The organism is Ilumatobacter fluminis, from assembly GCF_004364865.1.
Lineage (GTDB): Bacteria > Actinomycetota > Acidimicrobiia > Acidimicrobiales > Ilumatobacteraceae > Ilumatobacter > Ilumatobacter fluminis.
Window position 1 is genome coordinate 182,834 of record NZ_SOAU01000001.1, and the last position, 19,993, is coordinate 202,826.

Consider the following 19,993-nt stretch of genomic DNA (forward strand, 5'->3'; position numbering starts at 1 on the left):
TCAGTCGAACGGTCCGTAGCGGACGGACCGGTCGGCGACGCTGTTCGTCAGTGGCGCCGAATAGCACGTGTTCGCCGAGACGTGTCCGAGGTTGATGCACGTCTGCTGTGCATCGCCCAGCGAGATGAAGGGGCCGTAGTAGACGACCCAGATCGGCAGCCCAGCGTTTGCCCCTGTCGAGAACCTCGGATTGAGTGATGCGCAGGTCTCCTCGTTCTCGAGCGCCCGTGCTCCCGGATTGTTCGCGAGCGACCCGCCGACTTGGTTGCCTGGCAGGCTGGCGATCACGGCGATCCACGAACCGTCACATGCCACGCCGCTGCCGCCGGTCGACGGTCCGCTGCCGCCGGCGGAGCCACCGGTGTCGGGTGCGATCGTCGCCGGTGCTTGCGTCGTCGTTGGCACCGGGGGTCCCGAGAAGCTCCCGACGTTCGTCCACGGCGCCGGCGTCCCGGAAGCGGTGGCATCGTCGGCTGCCGAGCGACCGAGAACTTCACGTACGCCCACCCAGCCGTCGGGTACGGGGTGAATGGTGGTCAACAAGACGTCTTCGTTGCCCGGCCGGTCACTCGCAACGAGGATGAGACCGTCGTCGACGGCGACATCGGTCGGCCCTTCCTCGATCACGCCGATGACCTCGGCCCCGTCCCCGGCCGGTCGGAGGAACGTCGCCCAACCGGTGACCCGGTCGTCGGCGTCTCGCTCCGACGCACGCACGACGAACGCACCGCCGGACGGGGTGCTGATCTGCGCGACATCAACTTCCGACTCGGCGCCGGCGGGGAGCTCGCCCGCCAAGGGATCGCCGGTCAGCACCTCGGTTGCGATGATGCGTTCCTCGGTCGTCGCGAGTCTGAAGACTCGCAGCAGCGTGGTTCCCTCCCCCGGAGTTCCCGACAGAGCGAAGACGGCATCATCGGTCTCCAGCTCGATGCAGGAGTCGGCATCGATCTCGGCGAGCAGGCCCGGGCACGACATCGTCGAAACGTCCAGTGTGGTGGGCTCGGACGGAACGGCAAAGCGGCCGCTTTCGTCGGCCGGGAGGGGACGTGCCCCCACCGGAGCATCGAATGCAGGATCGACGGTGGTCGGCGTGGTCGTGGCCGCAGTGGTCGACGGCGGCGGTGTCGGGAGCGTCTCGTCGTCATCGTCGTCGTCAGCCGCGGCAACCGGCTGGGTCCGGAGCTCTTGATCGTCTCCTCCGGACCGCGACGTCCACCAGACGACCCCGCCGATGATCACTGCCAGCGCGCCGAGCACCGCCACTCCGATCAGAGCTTTCGAGCCGCCCGACGAACCCGCCACGACCGATCCGGCGGTCGGCGCAGCGGCGCCGCCTCCAGCAGGAGGTAGCTCTGCGCCGCAGCGTCCGCAGAACGGGCGAGGCGGCACCTGTTCGCCGCACGCTGCGCAGCGCACTGCTTCGGATTGTTCACTCATCGATGCGTCCTTCCCTGCACGTGTTCACCGATCAGCCGGCAGCCCCCGATGGCTCGGTTCTCAGCTGTCGCCATCGATGGCCCCCGGATCGATGTCGACGCAGTCGAGCATCGACGTTGCGATCTCCTCGGCGTCGGTACTCAGACCCTCCGGATCGTCGTCTGGTCCTGCGGCGAGGATCAGCTGAGCGTCCTCGTCGCTCAAGCCGCCCAGCACCCGTCGGACGCACGCCTCATCGATCGCGACGCCGTCCAACTCTCCGTCGGCCATGCTCTCTTCGAGAGCGCTCATCATCATGTCGGCGACGGCGTCCTGTGGCGTTCTCTCCGCAGCCTCGTCATCGGAAGAGGAGAGGGTCGAGAGCTCGTCGACCGAGCGCGGTGCGTTGACGATGTCCCAACCCGCCCATGCGATGCTGGCGTCGCGATAGACGATTTGGGGTTGTGTTCGCGAGCCGATCTCGTAGGCGAGGGAGTCGACGTCGCTGTCGTCGACCGTGAACGACACGGTGTCGCCATCTGCGGTGAACCTGACGTCGTAGAATTCTGGGCCCTCGTCGATGAGCTCAACCGTGCCGGCGAGATCGACATGCGCGATGAGCTCGTCCGTCTGTTCGTCGTTCTCCACCCCGACGATCAGCACGCCGCTGCCGTTCGGGTGCACGGCGTCGATCGACAGTTCGGTCCAGTCTTCGATCAGCCACCGGTACTCGGCGGTCTCGAGATCGACGGCCAGCACCGACGCCTCGGCTCGGCCGTCGTCTTCGGTCAACACGCTCGCAAAGAGGATCTGTCCGTTCTGCGAGATGGAGACCGTCGTCACCGACAGAAGATCGTCGACGTCGATGGCGACCGGTCCCTCGTCGGTCTCGATCGACATGACCGCATCGAGCTCGTCGTCGAGTCCCGACACGGCGAGGTACTTGCCGTCGCGGTGGCCGAACTCTGGGACGTACGCAGTGACCCACTCCTCGGCGATCAACGTGTCGCTGCTCGACACGACGTCATCGTCCACCGAGACGATCCTGAGTTCGGTACGCCCGTCCGATGACGACAGCGACGCGATCGAGTTGCCATCCTCGGTCAGGAAACCGCCGCCGACCGCCTCGTCGGTCTCGTCGAGCCGTACGACCGAACCGTCGATGCCCAGCCGCTCGAGAACGACATCGTCGTCGGTTCTCGTGGCGACGAGCACGTACCCGTTGTCGCTCTCGTCGAGGACACGGGCTTCGTCACCACGTCGGGACTCAGCGAGAATCCGTCCAGTCTCGATGTCGATCAGCGTGACGGAGTACCGGTCACGAGCGCCATCGTCCACGATCAGGGTTCCGTCGAACGCAGCGAAACGCGGCCAGCTCGGTGAGTCGCCGACCAGCAGCCGTTCTCCGTCCAGGTCGTACACCTCGTATGTGGTCTCGTCGCCATCATCCACGAGCGTCATCACGTGGTTGCCGTCGCCGTCGAATCTGCAGACATCGCCCCGGGCGATTCGCCTCGGCTGCTCACCGGTCGATCCGACGTAGCACCGGTCACCGGAGGAACGAGTCTCTACGATCAGCACCAGATCGCCATCAGGGCGGTACATGACGTCGTATCGGTCGCCGCCACTGAGTAGCGTCTCGAAATCGTCGTCCCCCGAGGCGAAGTGGCGAACCTCGGCGTCGTCGCCGTAGGCACTGCCGATCACCGGCCCACCCGTCTCCGCCGAACTCAGGCCGCCCCCGGCGACCAAGGCGGGGAGGAAGGCGAACGCGTCGTCGGTGATCTCGACGGGGCGATCATCCGAGTCGAACGGGACGAACGAGAACTCGACGACCTCTCCTCCGCCATCGCGCTCGAGAAGGTACACGGTGTCATCGTTCGGGCCGACGTATTCGTCAGACCCACCGCCGACGATCAGGACTGCTGCGATGGCAGCGCCGGCGACGACCAGCAGGGCGATGATGCCGACGAGTGCCTTCCGCCACTTCCGACCGGTCTTGGGACCTTCGGTCTCGGTGGGGTGCACATCGATCTCGACGGTTTCGGCGGCTCCGTGCCCGCCGGCGGTGGAGTGATCCGACCCGTCCGCAACCGGTGTTCCACAAGCGGTGCAGAACCGGTCGCCCGCGATCAGGGTCTCACCGCACGAACGGCACGTCTGCATCTCTTACCTCACAGTTCCTGGGGCCCGACGGGCCAGTAGGGATGGTGCGTGCAACCGGCGGACCGGGCAGTCGCACATGGTTCGGGCCGGCAACGTCGTCACCAATCGCCGCCGTACTCGGTCGCGCCCGTGGCGCTGCCGATCTCACGCGGCGTAGAGACGCCGTCGCCGTCGAAGTCGGGGAAGTACGGCCCACCGGGCGGGTGCATGCTCGTCCACGTCTGGTCATCGACGAGTCCATCGATCGGCAGACCACGGGACGCCTGGTACTGCAGTACGGCAAGTTGGGTGCCCGGCCCGTAGAAGCCGTCCGGGTCGACGTCGAACCCGCTTGCGAGCAGAGCCTCCTGCACCATCGAGACGGGCCAGCCCTCGGTGCACACGAAGAGCGGGAGATCGAGTCGATTCTCGTAGTCGGGGCAGGTCGGTACCCCACCCATGGCCTCGGCCAGGAGGATCTCGTGCGCAGCGATCCACCGCAGGCTCACCGACTCCCGAACGGAGCAGCCGCCGGAGAAGCCGCTCCCGAACACTCCGCGTGGTGGATCGAGCGCAAGGCTCTCGTAGAGCTGATGGCTTCCACAGCTGTCGACCGTCGGGATCCATCGCCACGAGCAGTCACCGTTGCCTGCGAACAGCACTCCGCCGAATGGTCTCATTGCGCCGTCGGCGTAGAACTGGACGAGCACCTCGGGCTGGCCGTCTCCGGTCACATCCCACACCCATCGGTCCGTGATCTCGAGCGCGGCGGCTTCGGCAGCCATGGTCGACGTGACGACTTCCTCCCACTCCGACCCGGTCCACGCCAACAGGTGCGGTGGCCCGTTCCCACTCACGAACACGACGGATCCGCACGAGTGCTCCGCAATCGGGGTCTCGACCTGAAGACCCCGCTCCGCCGCCAACTGATTCAAGGAGTCGCCAGGGCCGAGTGTCGTCGGCGGAACGGTCTCGGTCGTTGCGGCGACGGTGGTTGGCGGGGCGACACCCGTCGTCGGTGAAGCCACATCAACGACGGCGATCTCGGTGGTCGGGGGTGGTGTCGTGGCGACCGGAACCGAGGTGCTTCCGAGTGGCACCTCCTCCTCATCGGCGGCGTCCGGTGGAGCTGCCGATCGCTCCTGGGTCGTCAACCGCACCGCATCCGTCGGATCGTCGCTCGTGTTCGACAGCGCCCACCACGTGCCCGCACCGGCGACAACGAGAGCAACGGCGGCGCCCGCCATCCACCACTTCGAATGGGAGTCCGGTGGGGCCGCTACGAGTGCATCGGCATCGAGATCGCGCCCGCACTTCCCGCAGAAGCGACCACTCGTGGGTCCGGCTCCGCAGGACGAACACCAGACGCCTGGATCGCCATCACCGTGCGACACGGCAAGCCCCCGCTCTCATGAATCGCAGAGGGGCAGGCGCGTCGAACGAGCGGCATCTCGCCGTGCCGTTCTGCCGTCGACAGACGAACGATGAACTCCCGCAATGGGTTCCCGCGCCCACGAGGGGCGATGGTACGCGCACCAGATATCCGCGTCGTGGACCGAGACCCATTCCACGCTCGGCCCTGAAGCCCGATGGGGTTGCGCAGCTCGGCCGACTTCGTGACTCTCTGCAAGGTGTGCGTGCACGGCGCAGAGCATGGCGTGATGATCGTGCGCGGGTAATGCCGGAGGGTGCACCCCGGACGGTCGTCACGACATCTCTGAAACGGCACCTTCGATCAGCCCGAGCAGCGTGTGCGCCTTCGTGCTGTTCTCCATGAGTGCCAGGCAGTACGTTTCGCACAACACAATCGAGAGACCAGCGGGAGGTCTGATGAAGCTGATGCCGTTGCGGTATCCGGGGAACTGCGTGTCGTGTGGGGTGCGCATCGAGCAGCGAACGACGGCGTGGTACGACCCATCGATCAAGAAGGTGACCTGCACGACCTGCAAGCCGGTCGACGCGCAGCTGTCGGTCGACACGGCCGCCGACACCGAGCCTGCACCAGCGGAGAAACCGAGGCCGTCGCTCCGGCCGTTGCGCACCGATCAGCAGAAAGGCGCCGAACTCGAGAAGCAGGTCGCTGACGTCTTCGCTGCCGCCGGCTACCGGGTGCAGCAGAACGTCGTGCGAGAAGGGCGTGGTGGCGGTCGCTACGAGATCGACGTGCTGGCCGAGAAGACCGACGAGTTCCTCACGCTGTCGGTTGCGATCGAGTGCAAGGCCTGGGCCAGCCCGATCGACCGCGACATCGTCGCCAAGCTGAATGAAGCACGTCGCGACCTCGGGCTCGGGCATGCGCTGATCGTCTCGCTCAACGGCGCCAAGCCGGGAGCGACGCAGCTCGCTGCCGACACGGGCGTGACGATCTGGGGGACCGACGAACTGAAGGCCAAGGTCGGCTCCGCCGCCATCACCGGACTGCAGCACCGACCGATGATCCAGGAAGTGGGTTTCTCACGACGTCTGTCGCAGACCGTCGCGGAACAGATGATCGACAAGGCAGCCTCCGGCACGTTCGGCATCGGGCGCGAGGAGATCGTGTGGCAAGGGGCGGTGTGGTTGCCGGCGTCGGTGGTGCAGCTCGACCTCAAGAAGATGAAGGTGCTCGGCAAGACGTCGATGTCGCAGGCGTGGACGGTCTATGACCTCGTCGGCGGCACGTACATCACCCGCTTCGACCAAGAACCGCAACGGCTCGCCGTCGACATGGACGGACCGAAGATCGCCGAACGACTCAAGTGGACCGATCCGGCGAAGGACCTGACGAGGATCATCGACAAGTTCAACTCCGTGAAGTCCGATGACGCGATCGCGAGGTACCGCGGCCAGATGAAGGCGTTCGGCGTGCCCGACTTCCACACGGCGACCGTCGGTGAGGCGACACCGTTCCTGTACCCGGCGTACCTCGCGATCGCCCGTTCGAGAAACGGCAGTGAACGCCTCGTCGTCCTCGACGCCTACAACAACCGCCAGGACGACGATCTCTGCACCGGCCTCTCGCGTGTCATCTCGCACGTGAAGGCGTCGCTGCCCACCGCCCGCCACTGAGGGCGTCCGCGCCGCTCCCACCGCTCGCACTCCGCCGGCAACCGCCTACGGCCCTGTTGAGCGGCTGTTGAGTGGTCGACGCGACGCTCGTTCGCAGCCGCCCGGCGAGGCGGATCTGCGAATCGACGGGAGCGACCATGGATCAGGCGAAGCGAATCGACGGGCTCCGGCTCGTGGTGGTCATGGCGCTGCTCGTGCCGCTGTTCGCCGTCGCCGATGTCGCCTCCGACAACGGCCCGGCTCCCGTCGAGGCGGCGGTGGAGGGCGATGTGGTGCCGTTGGTGCCTGAGCGTCTGCTCGACACGCGCCCCGGCCATGCCACTGCGGACGGCCGGTCCGAGGGGCAGGGTGCGGTGGCGTCCGGCGAGCGGTACGAGTTGGTGGTGGCCGGCCGTGGCCAGGTGCCGAACGACGCTGATGCTGCGCTGTTGAACGTCACGGCAGTGTTGGCCGACGCGGCGGGTCACCTGACGGTGTGGCCCTGTGGTGAGGAGCGGCCCGATCCGGCGTCGAACGTCAACTACACGCCGGGTGGTGCGTTCCCGAATGCGGTCCTGGCGAAGATCGGAGCCGGAGGCAAGGTGTGCATCTACACCCACGCTGCCACCCACCTCGTCGTCGACGTCAACGGCTACGTGCCGGCGGGCGGAGGGCTGGTGCCCTCCAATCCTGCTCGGCTCGCGGACACACGACCGGGCCACGCCACGATCGACGGCCGGCTCGCGGGCGGAGGGGCCATCGGCGCCGGCCGGACCCTCGCGGTCGAGGTTGCCGACCGCGGCGGCGTACCAGCCGACGCGGTCGCCGTGTGGTTGAACGTCACGGCGGTGTTGGCCGACGCGGCGGGTCACCTGACGGTGTGGCCCTGTGGTGAGGAGCGGCCCGATCCGGCGTCGAACGTCAACTACACGCCGGGTGGTGCGTTCCCGAATGCGGTCCTGGCGAAGATCGGAGCCGGAGGCAAGGTGTGCATCTACACCCACGCTGCCACCCACCTCGTCGTCGACGTCAACGGCCACGTCGATCCGGGTGCCGACCTGTCGATGAGCGCTCCCGTGCGCATGCTCGAGACCCGAACCGGCAACGCCACCTTCGACGGGAACTCGCAGCACACCGAACCGGTCGGGGCCGGCAAGGTGATCGAGTTCCGTGTAGCCGGACGCGGCCCGGTTCCGGTCGACGCCACGGCGGCGTTCATGAACATCACGGCGGTGCGGGCGGCCGACGCAGGCCACCTCACCGTGTTTCCGTGCGACGAACCTCGGCCTGACGCTGCATCCAACGTCAACTACACGGCGGGCGGTGCGTTCCCGAACGCGGTCTTCGCCAAGCTCAGCGCTGACGGGCGGGTGTGCATCTACACCCACGCCACCACCCACGTGATCGCCGACGTCGTCGGGAGTACGACGCGCACGTCGGCTTCGTTGGCGGGTGTCACGCTCGCTACCGACCCCGTCGAGCCGTTCGACCGCATCGACATCGCCGGGCTCGACCTCGGCGCCGACCTCTCCGAGTTCGGCGTCGTCATCGACCTGCCCGAAGGCCAACGTGACCTTCCCGTCTTCACCGATGACGCCGGCCCGTACATCGTCGCTCCGCTCGTCCCCGACGACCCCACCAAGGCCGGCACGGTCCGCCTGCGCCTCGTGCTCGGCAGCGAGCGCAGCGCGGCGTTCGCCGTGCCGATCCTGGCGCTGCCCGCCGCGCCGGGCACCTGGGACGAGATCGTCACCTCGCTCCTTGCGCTTGCCGATGCCCGCGCGGTCGACGCCGGACTCACCCGCGACGAGTTGCGGGCGATCGCCGTCGAAGACGTACCTGCCCACCTGCTCGCCGCTCGCATGCTCATCGGCTTTTTCGACCACCCCAGCGGTGACGACCTGAGCGACCTCCTCACCGGATCGGTCGTCGACGCCTCGCCCGCAGAGCTGGCCCTCGCCGAATCGATCATCGCCGACCTCGGCCTCCACGATGCGGCCGCAGCGTTGGCCGACGGCGCGGCGCCTGCCGCCGACCGATCGGCCCCCGAGTCGTTCTCTCCGGACGAGCCCGCCGCCGCGGCGTCAGAGCGGGTCGGGCGACTGACGGAGAGCGTCGCGCAGTGCCGGACGACCAACCGCGTCATCCCCGACGCCGAGCAACTGAGCGACCTGATGGAAGATGGCGTCGACGGCATCATCCGCTCCGATGGAGCAGAACGCCAGGTGCTCGACGCGATCGCCACGATCACCGAGTACGGCGGGATGTTGCCGGGGGTCTACGGCGAGCTGATCGGCCTGGTCGGCACCGTGTTCGCGACCATCGAGCTGACGAAGTACATCGACTCGATCACACTCCCGACGAGGTTCGACGCGTTGAACGTCGATGGCACGGTCACGACCTTCAACGAGGACTTCACGACTCCCGGACACGTGGTCGGCATCGAACTCGTCGCGGCCTCGACCGGCGGCGACGTCGGAGCGTGGGTCCACAAGCTGTTCGGATCGGTCTTCGGCGTGTTGCGTGGCAAGTTGTTGGGCTACGCGTTCGAGGGCACGAAGTGGAGCAACCTCGAACAGCACCTCATCGTCCAGCTGCACGGTGTGCTCGAGGGAACAGCGTTCGGCGCCGCACTGAACCAACTCGGCCCGGGTCTGCGGCCGTACTGCGCCGAGCCGTTCCGGGTCTCTGTCCTCCCGTCGGTCTTCGCCGCGGAGCACTACGTCACGATGGACTCCGTGAACGGCAACTTCGCCGCCGACGTGTCCAGCCTCGACTATCGCCCGACGAAGCTCGGCGCCGATCGCATCCGCGTCCGAGCGATCGCCGAGGTGTTCGCCGGTCGGTCGGTCGAGGGTTCGCTCCCCGTCGAGACGAAGCCGATCATCATCGATGTGAACCCGGACGACGTCGTGCTCGACAACCCCGACGAGTGGTTCACGCTCGACATCACGGTCCACAACGCGAGCAACCCGATCGTCGAGGTGATCACGCCCACCGAGACATTGGTGACATCACCCGGGCTGGAAGTGTTCAACTACGAGGCGCCGTCGTACCCACACGTGATCGTCGTCCGGTCGGCGAGCATCTCCGGTCTTCGCGGCGCCGGCGCCCCTGAGCGGCTCGACACCGTCGACGTCCGCCTCGACGACATCCGTCTACTCCCGGAGAACGAGACGCTGGAGATCGGCGAGACGCAACAGATGATCGTCCGCGACGTCAGCGACAACGTGGTCGATGCCGCCGACATCTCGTGGTCGGCGACGGGCGGACCGATCACCGACGCCGGTCTGTACACCGCCGGCGACACGCCCGGTACGTACGAGATCACCGCGACGCTCAAGGTCGACCCCACCAAGGTCGCCACGACGACGGTGACCATCAGCGGCGACAGCTGCATCTACGGTGCGTGGGACCTCCAGGTGCCGCGCTACCTCGCCGATTTGACGGCCGCCTATCCGAACACAGGAATGACCCGTCGCTACGACGGCGGGCACGAACGGATCACGTTCGTGGCCAAAGAGGACGGAGACCTGTACGCGACCTACTCCATGGACGTCGACCTGGTGATCAGCTCGATCACGGACGACTCCACGAGCACGCTCGAGCGTCGGGGCTGGGAGTCGGGCGACTTCTTCATCGACGATGCGGGTGAACTCCAACACATCATCGACGAAGGCGCATACGAGGGGAGGCTGACCGTCACCGACCAGTGGGGCACGTCGGTCAGCCCGTGGATGGAGGGGCTGGGTGGCCCGCTCTCGCAAGCGGGCAGTCTGTTCTCGCACGGGTTCCACTGCAACGGCGACAACGAACTCGCCCTCCACCCTGACGGCTATCACGCCGACCTCACGACGTACTGGACCCGCATCGGTTGATGCCGCCGATCAGCCGATCGGACTGCGAGCCGAACGATCGGTTGCGGTCAGGCGGAGCGGCGATGCCGTTCGACTGCCAGCTGACGGTCGAACTCGAACGCCGCTTCACGTGCGACTGCTTGCCAAGCGAGGTCGGCGCCGCCGATCATCGAGGCGACCTCTGCCTCGGCCATCAGGGCGTAGACGGCGGGCCGTTCGATCGCCCGGGTGCCCTCGGCACGCGGCGGGTGGTCACGCATGATCGACCGGATGCGGTCGAGCGTCTCGACCGCTGCGTCACGGTGACCGGCATCGACCTCGGCACGCACGACAGCGGCCAGTACCCCGACCAACTCGCTGCGTTGGGTCGGCGAGATCTCGTACGACTCGAACCGGCGCAGCACGTCGTACGCGCCGGCCAGGTCGCCCCGGTCGGCGGCCACATCGGCGGCGATCGTGTGCAACGTCGACGCCATCCGCTCGTGGCAGCCGGTCAGCAGCGGCTCGACGTCGGCCCACACGCCGTCGGCGTCGCCGTCGAACCGGCGCAACAACAGCCCGGTGACGGTGAACAACCCCGTCGCCTGAGTCGGCGAGCGTTGCTGACGTTCGACCTGGGCGACCATCCGCCGCGCCAGCGCCGTCTCGCCGAGCTCGAGCGCCATCATGATGAGCAGGCTGGCGTCCTCGTCGACGAGCGCTTCAGCGAAGTCGAAACGCGAGAACAGGTCGTCGAGCAGCGCCCGCCGAAGATCGCGATCGGTCGGCGCGCACAGCCGACAGACGTGACCGGCGATCGTCAATGACTCCAACACGGTCGTGTGGTCTCCGAGGTCGATCGCTCGCCGACGGATGTCGTCGATCAGCGGCAACGCCTCGGCCGACTCACCGACGAACGCCAACGAGGCCGCCAGGTAGATCTCGGTCCGGAGCAGGAACGCCGGGTCGCCGAGTCGCCGGGCCATCTCGACACCGGCCCGGTTCACCTCGACGGCGTCGCCAGCGTCGATGGCGAGCCGGTTCAACCGGATGTTGGCGTACCGACACAGCGCAGCTGCACTCGCCGTCGAATCGGGGAGCCGGTCCGCCGCGTCGCGGCTCGCCTGGGCCACCACCCACGCTTCCTCGGATCGACCGACCGCCCACAACTCGCGGCTGAGTAGGCTGAGCCGTTCGTTCTCCAGCGCGTCGTCGAGACCGCCTTCGGCTGCGGTGAGATAGTGCGCCGCCTGCGGATGCTTGAAGTCGCGTCGGAACCAGCGGCCCAGGTGGAGCGCGATCCGAGCGGTGTCCGGCCGCTGCCGGGCGGATGTGTCGTCGACCAGGGCGACGAGGTCGTCGATCATCCCCCTCGACGACTCGATCGCCTCGTGCATCCCGGTCGACAGCCACGCCGGCTCGAGCGCGACGCACGTGCCGACGCGCAGCGCCAGGTGGCGCGCCTCGATCAGGTCGTGTGCACCGGCTCGGTCGAGTTCGATCGCGGCGAAGGCCCGCACGGTTTCGAGCAGCCGGTAGCTGCCGGTGGGGCGCTCGAACACGACGAGCGAATCGTCGACCAACGCGCCCAGCGCGTCGGCCGTCGCGGCCTCGTCGAGTTCGACGACGGTGGCTGCAGACGGGAGGTCGAACGTGCCGCGGAACACACTGATCGCCCGCAACACGGTCGCCTGCGCCGGCGACAGCAGGTCGTAGCTCCACCCGACGACCGACGCGAGCGCGCCGTGCCGATCGTCGTCACCGTCGCTCGTGGTGAGCAGTGTGAACCGCTCGTCGAGCCGACGGTCGATCGTGTCGAGCGTCATGTGGCGTGTGCGTGCTGCCGCCAACTCGATGGCGAGCGGCAGACCGTCGAGCCGCCGGCAGATCGCGGCGATCGAGCGTGCGACGTCGGGCGTCATCCCGTCGAGACCGCCCACGAGCCGCGCCCGGTCGACGAACAGCCGAACGGCGTCGTTGCCGGTCAGCTCGCCGACCGGACCGCCCGGATCGACGACCGGGATCGGTGGCAGTGCCACGACGCGTTCACCCGGCACGCCGAGCAGCCGACGGCTCGTCGCGAGCACGGTGATCCGGGCCCCGTGGTCGAGGAGGAATCGGGTCACCCGCCCCGCGTCGGACGCGACGTGCTCGCAGTTGTCGAGCACGACCAGCGCCTTGGTGTTCGGGGCCCAGGCCTGCAGCGCAGCGTCGACGGTCGGTGCCTCCGACAGGATGCCGATCGCAGCGACCACCGCTGAGGCCACGTCGGACGCCTCGTCGAGCACCGACAGGTCGACGAACCACGCAGCGCCGCCCGCGTCGACGTGACGACGTGCGACCTCGCGTGCGACGCGGGTCTTGCCGACACCGCCGACACCGTGCAGGGTCACCAGGCGATGCTCGGCGACGTCGGTCGCCACGTCGTCGACCAACTCGTCACGGCCGATGAACGTCGTCAGCGGATCGACGAGGTTGGTGCGCGGCCGTTCCACCGCCGGCTGGTCCTCGTCGAGGAACAGGTCGGCCTCCAAGCGGACGAGCTCGGTCCCGATCGTCAGGCCCGCCTCCGCCATCGCCGCCCGGGCGTCCTGCACGGCGCGCAACGCCTCGGCGGTCCGGCCGCTCGCCGATCGCGCCCGCACGAGCAGCCGCCATCCGCGCTCGCGGAGCGGGTACTCGGCCGTGAGCCGTTCCAGGCCCGCAAGCGCCGCACCCGCCTGACCGATCTCGAGCTGCGCCTCCAATCGGAACTCGGTCAGCGTCGCGACCACCTCGGTAAGACGGGTTCGTTCGCCGATCGCGAAGTCGTCGTCGACGAGATCGTGGAACGGTTCGCCGCGGACCCGTGCGAGGGCTTCGGCCGCCGTGGTTCCCGCGGTGTGCCAGTCGCCCGCGTCGGCGAGGTCGGTCGTCTCGGTGAGTTCGGTGTCGAGCAGGGTCGTGTCGAGGGTGAGCACGGCGGTGTCGATCACATAGCCGCCGTGCTCGGTGCGGATCGCCCCCTCGGGTAGCAGTCGCCGAAGGGCCGAGATGTGGGTCTGCAATGCGGTTTTCGCCGTCGCCGGCGGCTCGCCCGACCACATCCGATCGATGAGCACCTCGGCGTCGACCGGACGCCCACCGGCCAGCGCGAGGATCGCCAGCACCCGGCGCTGGGCGGCGCGCGTGACCCCGACGTCGACACCATCGGCCACCACTCGCAATGGCCCGAGCACCTCGACGAGCGCCCCGCGCCCGATGTCCGCCATGGCCGCAGTCTGCCATTCCCGCTGGTGGCGGTGACGAGGGAAGGAGCGTTGCGCACGTGTCGAGCTCCGCGGACGCGTCGGTCTCGTACAAGTCGATTCGACCGCCCTACGGTCACGTCGATGGTCGACCACACGCCTCCTCCGCGGATCGTCTACCGACGTGAGGTGGACGAGCACGGGATCGACGTCAGTTGGTACGTGAAGGTCGACGCCGCTCTGCAGGTGGTGGTGTGGGGCTTCCATCCGCACCTGCCGGAGGGCATGCACTGGAAGAAGGGCGACGAGTCCGGGCTCGGGTCCGACCACAACACCGACGGGCGGCAGTCGTTCGACGAGTTCCTCCGCTCGCCACTCCACGAGATCGACGACGCATCGCGCGCGGAGGTCACCGCCGCCATCGACGTAGCCCGCTGACCGGACGCGCACCCGCTTGGTACTGTTCTCCGCAGGCAGTCGTGAGGCTGCCCGATCGGTGGACCACCACCCGGAACCTGGAAACCGGAGGGAGTCGACCGACCATGTCGATCAGCGAGGCCGAACGGCACGAGAGTCCATGAACTCATCAAGGCAGCAACGAGCGACCGGGTGGCGAACAACGGCATGAGCATGTTGCCACCCGTCGGCTGGGCCGACGTCGCCACCAAGTCCGATCTGGACTCGGTCCGGACCGAGATGCGGTCGGAGTTCAGCGCAGTACGCTCCGACATGCGCGCACTCGAGGCGAATCTGCGAACCGAGATGCACCAGTCGATCCGGGCGCAGACCTGGGCGCTGGTCGGTTGGACGACCGGCCTCGCCGGCCTGATCGTCGCCCTCACCCGCTGAGTTGCGATGGTCAGGGTCGTCGTCGATTGAGGTCAGACCCCATCCGACGAGGTCATGCGGGCTGAGCGGTGATGGGTGGTCGGATGGGGTCTGACCTCAATCGACTTGGTGGCCGGTGTCCCAGAAGATGCCGGTCATGATGGCGAGGCCGTCACGCATCAACGGCAGCAGGACGTGTTCGTTCGGGGCGTGTTGGTTGCAACCGGGGTAGCTGTGCGGCACCCAGACGGTGGGCAGGCCGAGCACGTCGGTGAACACGTCGTTGGGGAGTGAGCCGCCGGCGTTCGGGAGCAGGTCGGCGGGTGTGCCGACCGTTTCCTCGATCGAGGCGGCGGCGAGTTGCGCCCACGGGTCGGTCGGGTCGAGGCGGGTGGCGCCCATCAACACGTCGGCCTGCGTCACCTCGACCTCCGGGAAGCCCTCCCGCTCCAGATGTCGCCGCAGCGCGGGGATGATGTCGTCGCCGTCGGTGCCCACCACGAACCGCAACTGGCAGTGCGCGCTCGCCCGCGGCGGGATCGCGTTCACCGGTGCCTTCGGGTTGCCCGTCTCGAACGCCAACACCTCGAACGCGTTCCAGCCGTACACGCGCTCGTTCGGGGTCAGGCCCGGCTCGCCCCACGTCGGGTCGATCTCGGGTGCGTCGTCGCCCTGCTCGATCTCGATGTCGGCCAGCGCCGCACGCACCTCGTCGGTCAACGAGTCGGGCCGCCACTCGGGTACCCGAATCGCACCGTCGCGGTCGATGATCGAGGCGATCGCGTTCGCCAGCACCGCACCCGGGTTGCGCAACAGGCCGCCCCAGTTGCCCGAGTGGTGGCCGCCAGGACGCAGATCGACCGTCAGGTCGAAGTTGATGACGCCGCGCGTGCCGCCCATCACCAACGGACGGTCGCGGTGCAGGCGCGGACCGTCGGAACCGATCAGGACGTCGGCCTGCAGCTCGGCGGTGTGCTGCTCGCAGAACTCGCGCAGTCCGGGCGAGCCGACCTCCTCGCCGGTCTCGAGCAGGATCGTCGAGTTGAAGCCGAGTCGGCCACGGGTGGCGAGCACGATGCCGAGCGCCGAGATGTTGATCGAGTGCTGCGCCTTGTTGTCGGCGGTGCCGCGGCCGTACCAGCGGTCGCCCTCGTCACGCAGCTCCCACGGCGAGCGGCCCTCGGCCCAACGATCGGCCTGGCCGCGCACCACGTCGGCGTGGCCGTAGGTGAGCACGGTCGGCAGCGACTCGTCCTCCACTCGGGTGGCGATGAGGAACGGGAAGCCGTCGGGCGCCGGGTTGGCGTACACCTCGACCGTGTAGCCGAGCGCCTCGAGGTCGGGCGTGATCTGGGCGTCGAAGTATTCGTGCATGACGTCGGCCGTCGCCTCGCTGCTCGCCGTCGGCACGGCGATCCGCCGCGCCAACGTCTCGAAGAACGCTCCCGAATCGACCTGCTCGTATGCCGCGGCGACCGCCGCTTCCCGTGTCATGGCGCGGACGCTACCCGGCGCGACCGTCGCACCTGCCAGCCACCGGTGAGCCCGAGACCCTGCGACACCCCCGTCGTACCGTCCTCGACATGGAAGCACCAGCCATCGAACTGATCGGCGGCGAGTCGCCGTGGGAGATCGTGCGTGCCTACTCGTACATCACGGTGAGGCCAGTGGATGACGGGGCCCGTTTCGAGATCCGATGTCGAACGCCGGACGGAAGTGGCCGGCCCTTCGTGCACGCGCTCGAGGTGATGACCGCCGAGGAGGAGCGACGGTTCGTTGATGATGTCGCCAACGGCCGCGAGCCGGCTGGCCCCGAGGAACAGTGCATAGGTCGAGCAGTGGCTCGCCTTGTGCGGCTGGTCGAGGAGGCGACCGGCGCGGTACCTCCTGCATGGCCGATGTTCTACGATGAAGCACATGGACGAGGTCGGCATCCGAGCGCTCAAGCAGAACGCGTCGGCCGTCGTCGCCCGCGCCGCAGGCGGTGAGGTCATCGTGGTGACCGATCGAGGCCGACCCGTGGCACAGCTCTCGCCACTGCCGTCGTCGACGCTCGACGGCCTCGTCGAAGCCGGACTCGCCAGGCTGCCCAAGCGGGCTCTCGGAGACCTGCCGGCACCGGTCGACATCGGCCGCTCCCTGAGTGACGAGATCGTCGCCGCACGCGACGACGAGCGCTACTGATGTTCGACTACCTCGACACCTCGGCGGCCGTCAAGCTCATGGTCGCCGATCCCGAGTCCGACGAGTTGCGGCACTACGTCACGGAGCCGAGCCGCCGGCTCGTCACGAGTGACCTGACGAGGACCGAGTTGGTACGTGCGGTCCGGCGTATCGACCCGGGCCTCGCCGTGGCGGCGCGTGAGCTGCTCGACAGCCTGACGATCATGACGCTGACGACCGACGTCTTCGAACGCGCGACCCTGCTCGAACCCCCGACCATGCGCAGCCTCGACGCGCTCCATCTCGCGGCGGCCCTGACGCTCGGCGACGAACTCGACGCCGTCATCACGTACGACGACCGACTTGCCGACGCTGTGCGCGCCGCTGCGATGACGACGGTCGCGCCCGGCCGCACGTAGCGGTCGAGCGCGGCCCGACGACCGCGCGCAGCGCACACAGTCGCTCGACGACAGCGTGGCGAGATCTGGTTCGACGAGACAACGCTGCGACATCTAGATCGGCGGCTGCGTCGCGGTCAGCAAGGCTGTCGTCGCCAGGTCGGTCCGACACCTTTCGTCGTCGGCGCCGCCGGCGGGGTGGTCAGACGGTGCTGGGGCGCTGGATGTCGTTGCGGTCGGCGATGAACTCCCACCGTCCGCGAAGCAGCAAGGCCATCAGCGTGTCGGCCTCGTTCGGGCCGAGGACCTCGACCAGCTTGCGGTGAAGCTCGACGATCTGCTCGTCGTCGACGACCTCCACGTCAGAGCACCGCCGGGAGGTAGAACGACAACCAGATCGAAGCCGCTGCCGCGATGATCGTGACCAAGGTGTGCCGCGACGACGCACGGAACTCACCGCGCAGGGCCGCCATCTCCCCCTTGAGCTCGCCGCGAAGCTCGGACATCTCGCCCTTGAGCTCGCCGCGAAGCTCGGACATCTCGCCGCGCAACTGGACGGCGAGGTGCTCGATGTCCTGTTTGGTGGCGTAGTCGTCGGGTGCCATCGGTGGGATCGCCTGCATCATGGCGGAGGCAAGTGGTTCGCCCCACGCCGCTCTCATCATCTCATAGAGCGCGAATCGGTCGCTACGGGTCGACATGGTGTCCCGCCTTCTTGCTGGAACCTGCTGGGAGGGCGAACCTCCGATACGCATCAACCTACGACGAGGGTGTGACGTAGTTCGTTCGTCGACGACGGCCGGCCGGGCAAGCCGCATCAGACGACATGGGGTCGGATACGTTTCGTCGGCCACTCGGTCGAGACGAGAGCGGCCGACCGACGAAACGTATCCGACCCCGTCAGGTGAGGAGGTCGGCGAGGACGATCAGGCCGTCGACGTCGTGGATGTCGATGTCGAGCAGCGGCAGCTCGAGCATCGGGACGTTCGCGCCCGCCGTGCCGATCGTGGCGAGCTGTTCCCGTTCCGACTCCGCCAGCTCGGTCAGCTCGCGGTGCCAGGCGACGTGGTCGGCGAGCGGGCCCGGCTCCAACGTCTCGAGTGCGGCTCGCTCCTTCGCCGACAACACATCGAACGACTCCGGCATCGGATGCACCAGGTTGGCGATCACCCCGCCGAACGGGAAACCACGGTGCTCCAGCGCGTCGATCAGATGATTCGCCTCACCGACCGACTCCGACCGAGGGCTCGTCACGACGACGAAGCTGGTCGACTCCGCCCGCAGCAGCGCCGACACTTCCTCGGCCCGTTTCCGCAACCCCGGCTCGACGTAGGCCAGCGATCGGAAGAACTCCAACACGTCCTGCACCAGCTTCGGGCCGGCCAACCGCTTCACCGCCCACAGGAACACCGACGACGCTGCGTCGGTCACGCGGGCGAACGTGCGCTGCCCCGCCGTGAGCGCCCGATAGACGGGATGACCGAGGAAACGGGTCAGCCGATCCGGCGCCTCCAGCAGGTCGATCGCGTGGCGCGACGGCGGCGTGTCGACGATGACGAGATCCCACTCACCGCTCGTGTACAGCTGATGCAGCCGCTCGACCGCCATGTACTCCTGCGCCCCGGCGAGCGACCCCGACAGCGCCTTGTACACCGCGTTGCCGAGCACCGCGTCGGCTTGCTGCTCACTCGGCGACTGCTCGCGCACGAGCCGGTCGAAGGTCTTCTGTGCGTCGAGCATGACCGCCCACAACTCGCCGCCCTTCGGGGCGCCGGCCAGCTCCACCTGATGCGGCAGGTCGGCACCTTCACCTTCGGCCAACCCGAGTGCGTCGGCCAACCGGCGCGCCGGGTCGACCGTCAGCACCACCACACGACGTCCCGCCCGAGCCGCGGCCACGCCGAGCGCGGCGGCGGTCGACGTCTTGCCGACCCCGCCCGGTCCGGCCGTCACCAACAAATCGGTCTGCTCGACGACGTCACGCAACGAACCGGTCACGACGCACCGCCCTCGTCGCCGGTGAGGGCGTCGGCCAGCACCGGCAGATCGCTCGGTCCGAGCCGGGCCGTCGTGAGCCGCGGGAGTCGGATGATCGGTTGCTCCACGGCCGCCGTCAGTCGATCGATCTGTTCTTCCTGCTGCATCTGGCGGGCGCGCCCGAACCCGGACGCCGACTCCAACACCCGTTTCGCGTCGGCCGACAACTTCAGCTGGTGCGACCGCGACGCCATCCCCGGCGACTTCGCCAGGCCCGGCAGCTCCGGCCAGCAGCCGTTCACGACGAGCGGCAGGTGACCGATCGACAACCGGTCGACCTCGGCGGTCAACTCGATCGCCTCGGTCACCGGCGTCTCCTCCGGCAGGGTCACCGCCATGACCCGGCTCCGTGCCGGGTCGTGCAGCATCTCGATCACCTCGTCGGCCTGTTCACGAACCGGACCGGTCGTGACGAGATCGGACACCGCCAGCGCCGACTGCAGGAACGCCGTCGCCCGACCGGCCGGGGGAGCGTCGACCACGATCAGGTCGGCGTGACCGTCGCGCTCGAACTCCTTCACCCGGGCGAGGATCATCAGGTGCTCTAACCCGGGCGTGGCGGCGGCGATCATCGGGAGGGACGCCGCAGCGGCGGCACGGCGGACGACCGCCCCGATCCCCTTGATCTCCAAGTAGTCGGTGAACGCCTGATGCGCCGGGATCGTGCGACCCCGGAGACGGCCCGACCCGTCGACCTTGCCGAGCTCACGCTCGCGGTCGTCGAGTTCACGACCGCCGAGCAAGGTGCCCATACCTGGTCGACCGTCGACCGACACGAACAACACGTCGAGCCCGTCACGGGCAGCACCGAGCGCCATCGCCGCGGCCACCGTGCTCGACCCGACCCCACCCTTGCCGGCCACGATCGCCACCCGGGCACCCACCCAAGGACCACCGACCGACATGAACCCAC

At 68.2% G+C, this 19,993-nt stretch carries 15 protein-coding genes; 6 read left to right on the forward strand and 9 right to left on the reverse strand.

All coding sequences use genetic code 11. The features are described from left to right. The 3 genes from BDK89_RS00810 to BDK89_RS00820 all read right to left on the reverse strand — a co-directional run bounded on the left by BDK89_RS00810 (position 1) and on the right by BDK89_RS00820 (position 4,421). A complete protein-coding gene (locus tag BDK89_RS00810) occupies positions 1-1,440 on the reverse strand; it encodes a hypothetical protein (RefSeq protein ID WP_133867143.1) in 1,440 nt (479 codons plus the stop codon). 60 nt (positions 1,441-1,500) lie between these two features. Beyond that, positions 1,501-3,447: a hypothetical protein gene (locus tag BDK89_RS00815; protein WP_133867144.1), complete on the reverse strand. Its 1,947-nt coding sequence runs from the start codon at positions 3,445-3,447 to the stop codon at positions 1,501-1,503. A 236-nt stretch (positions 3,448-3,683) separates the two neighbouring features. Continuing rightward, positions 3,684-4,421, reverse strand: coding sequence for a peptidoglycan-binding domain-containing protein (locus BDK89_RS00820; RefSeq protein ID WP_166657283.1), 738 nt, complete (start codon positions 4,419-4,421; stop codon positions 3,684-3,686). Between the two features lie 973 nt (positions 4,422-5,394). On the opposite strand from BDK89_RS00820, the gene BDK89_RS00825 reads away from it, so the two are divergent. Both BDK89_RS00825 and BDK89_RS00830 read left to right on the forward strand, forming a co-directional pair. Further along, entirely contained in the window at positions 5,395-6,612 is a 1,218-nt protein-coding gene (locus BDK89_RS00825; protein ID WP_166657284.1) for a restriction endonuclease, read from the forward strand. A gap of 137 nt (positions 6,613-6,749) precedes the next feature. Further along, positions 6,750-10,469, forward strand: coding sequence for a hypothetical protein (locus BDK89_RS00830; protein ID WP_133867147.1), 3,720 nt, complete (start codon positions 6,750-6,752; stop codon positions 10,467-10,469). Positions 10,470-10,516: 47 nt separating this feature from the next. On the opposite strand, the gene BDK89_RS00835 is transcribed toward BDK89_RS00830, so the two are convergent. After that, positions 10,517-13,678 (reverse strand): AfsR/SARP family transcriptional regulator, encoded by a 3,162-nt coding sequence (locus BDK89_RS00835; protein ID WP_166657285.1) that lies wholly within the window; start codon positions 13,676-13,678, stop codon positions 10,517-10,519. A 120-nt stretch (positions 13,679-13,798) separates the two neighbouring features. Here BDK89_RS00835 and BDK89_RS00840 point away from each other — a divergent pair, with 120 nt between their 5' ends. Together BDK89_RS00840 and BDK89_RS00845 are read left to right on the forward strand one after the other, a co-directional pair. Continuing rightward, the gene (locus BDK89_RS00840) at positions 13,799-14,092 is read left to right on the forward strand and encodes a hypothetical protein (RefSeq protein WP_166657286.1); all 294 of its coding nucleotides are present in this window, start codon (positions 13,799-13,801) and stop codon (positions 14,090-14,092) included. A gap of 186 nt (positions 14,093-14,278) precedes the next feature. Further along, positions 14,279-14,503 carry a hypothetical protein gene (locus BDK89_RS00845; protein WP_133867150.1) on the forward strand — a complete coding sequence of 75 codons (225 nt, stop codon included), beginning with the start codon at positions 14,279-14,281 and terminating at the stop codon, positions 14,501-14,503. A gap of 96 nt (positions 14,504-14,599) precedes the next feature. On the opposite strand, the gene BDK89_RS00850 is transcribed toward BDK89_RS00845, so the two are convergent. Then, positions 14,600-15,976, reverse strand: a complete 1,377-nt coding sequence (locus BDK89_RS00850; protein WP_133867151.1) for a M20 family metallopeptidase — start codon at positions 15,974-15,976, stop codon at positions 14,600-14,602. A 423-nt stretch (positions 15,977-16,399) separates the two neighbouring features. On the opposite strand from BDK89_RS00850, the gene BDK89_RS00855 reads away from it, so the two are divergent. Both BDK89_RS00855 and BDK89_RS00860 read left to right on the forward strand, forming a co-directional pair. Further along, positions 16,400-16,666 carry a type II toxin-antitoxin system Phd/YefM family antitoxin gene (locus BDK89_RS00855; RefSeq protein ID WP_133867152.1) on the forward strand — a complete coding sequence of 89 codons (267 nt, stop codon included), beginning with the start codon at positions 16,400-16,402 and terminating at the stop codon, positions 16,664-16,666. Beyond that, positions 16,666-17,064 carry a type II toxin-antitoxin system VapC family toxin gene (locus BDK89_RS00860; protein WP_133867153.1) on the forward strand — a complete coding sequence of 133 codons (399 nt, stop codon included), beginning with the start codon at positions 16,666-16,668 and terminating at the stop codon, positions 17,062-17,064. Before BDK89_RS00855 ends, BDK89_RS00860 begins: the two co-directional genes overlap by 1 nt. Before the next feature lie 181 nt (positions 17,065-17,245). On the opposite strand, the gene BDK89_RS21520 is transcribed toward BDK89_RS00860, so the two are convergent. The 4 genes from BDK89_RS21520 to BDK89_RS00875 form a co-directional block, all read right to left on the reverse strand. After that, complete coding sequence (locus BDK89_RS21520; RefSeq protein WP_166657287.1) at positions 17,246-17,404, reverse strand: hypothetical protein; 159 nt, start codon at positions 17,402-17,404, stop codon at positions 17,246-17,248. Between the two features lies 1 nt (position 17,405). Beyond that, a complete protein-coding gene (locus BDK89_RS00865; protein ID WP_133867154.1) occupies positions 17,406-17,744 on the reverse strand; it encodes a hypothetical protein in 339 nt (112 codons plus the stop codon). Between the two features lie 199 nt (positions 17,745-17,943). Beyond that, on the reverse strand, positions 17,944-19,041 hold the full coding sequence (locus BDK89_RS00870) for an ArsA family ATPase (RefSeq protein WP_166657288.1): 1,098 nt from the start codon (positions 19,039-19,041) through the stop codon (positions 17,944-17,946). Next, entirely contained in the window at positions 19,038-19,952 is a 915-nt protein-coding gene (locus BDK89_RS00875; RefSeq protein ID WP_166657289.1) for an ArsA family ATPase, read from the reverse strand. Before BDK89_RS00875 ends, BDK89_RS00870 begins: the two co-directional genes overlap by 4 nt. Between the last annotated feature and the right edge of the window lie 41 nt (positions 19,953-19,993).

Coding starts and splice junctions, on each gene's coding strand:
- BDK89_RS00810 (WP_133867143.1), bottom strand. CDS start 1,440: ATGAGTGAACAATCCGAAGCAGTGCGCTGCGCAGCGTGCGGCGAACAG.
- BDK89_RS00825 (WP_166657284.1), top strand. CDS start 5,395: ATGAAGCTGATGCCGTTGCGGTATCCGGGGAACTGCGTGTCGTGTGGG.
- BDK89_RS00830 (WP_133867147.1), top strand. CDS start 6,750: ATGGATCAGGCGAAGCGAATCGACGGGCTCCGGCTCGTGGTGGTCATG.
- BDK89_RS00835 (WP_166657285.1), bottom strand. CDS start 13,678: ATGGCGGACATCGGGCGCGGGGCGCTCGTCGAGGTGCTCGGGCCATTG.
- BDK89_RS00840 (WP_166657286.1), top strand. CDS start 13,799: ATGGTCGACCACACGCCTCCTCCGCGGATCGTCTACCGACGTGAGGTG.
- BDK89_RS00845 (WP_133867150.1), top strand. CDS start 14,279: ATGAGCATGTTGCCACCCGTCGGCTGGGCCGACGTCGCCACCAAGTCC.
- BDK89_RS00850 (WP_133867151.1), bottom strand. CDS start 15,976: ATGACACGGGAAGCGGCGGTCGCCGCGGCATACGAGCAGGTCGATTCG.
- BDK89_RS00855 (WP_133867152.1), top strand. CDS start 16,400: ATGGACGAGGTCGGCATCCGAGCGCTCAAGCAGAACGCGTCGGCCGTC.
- BDK89_RS00860 (WP_133867153.1), top strand. CDS start 16,666: ATGTTCGACTACCTCGACACCTCGGCGGCCGTCAAGCTCATGGTCGCC.
- BDK89_RS00865 (WP_133867154.1), bottom strand. CDS start 17,744: ATGTCGACCCGTAGCGACCGATTCGCGCTCTATGAGATGATGAGAGCG.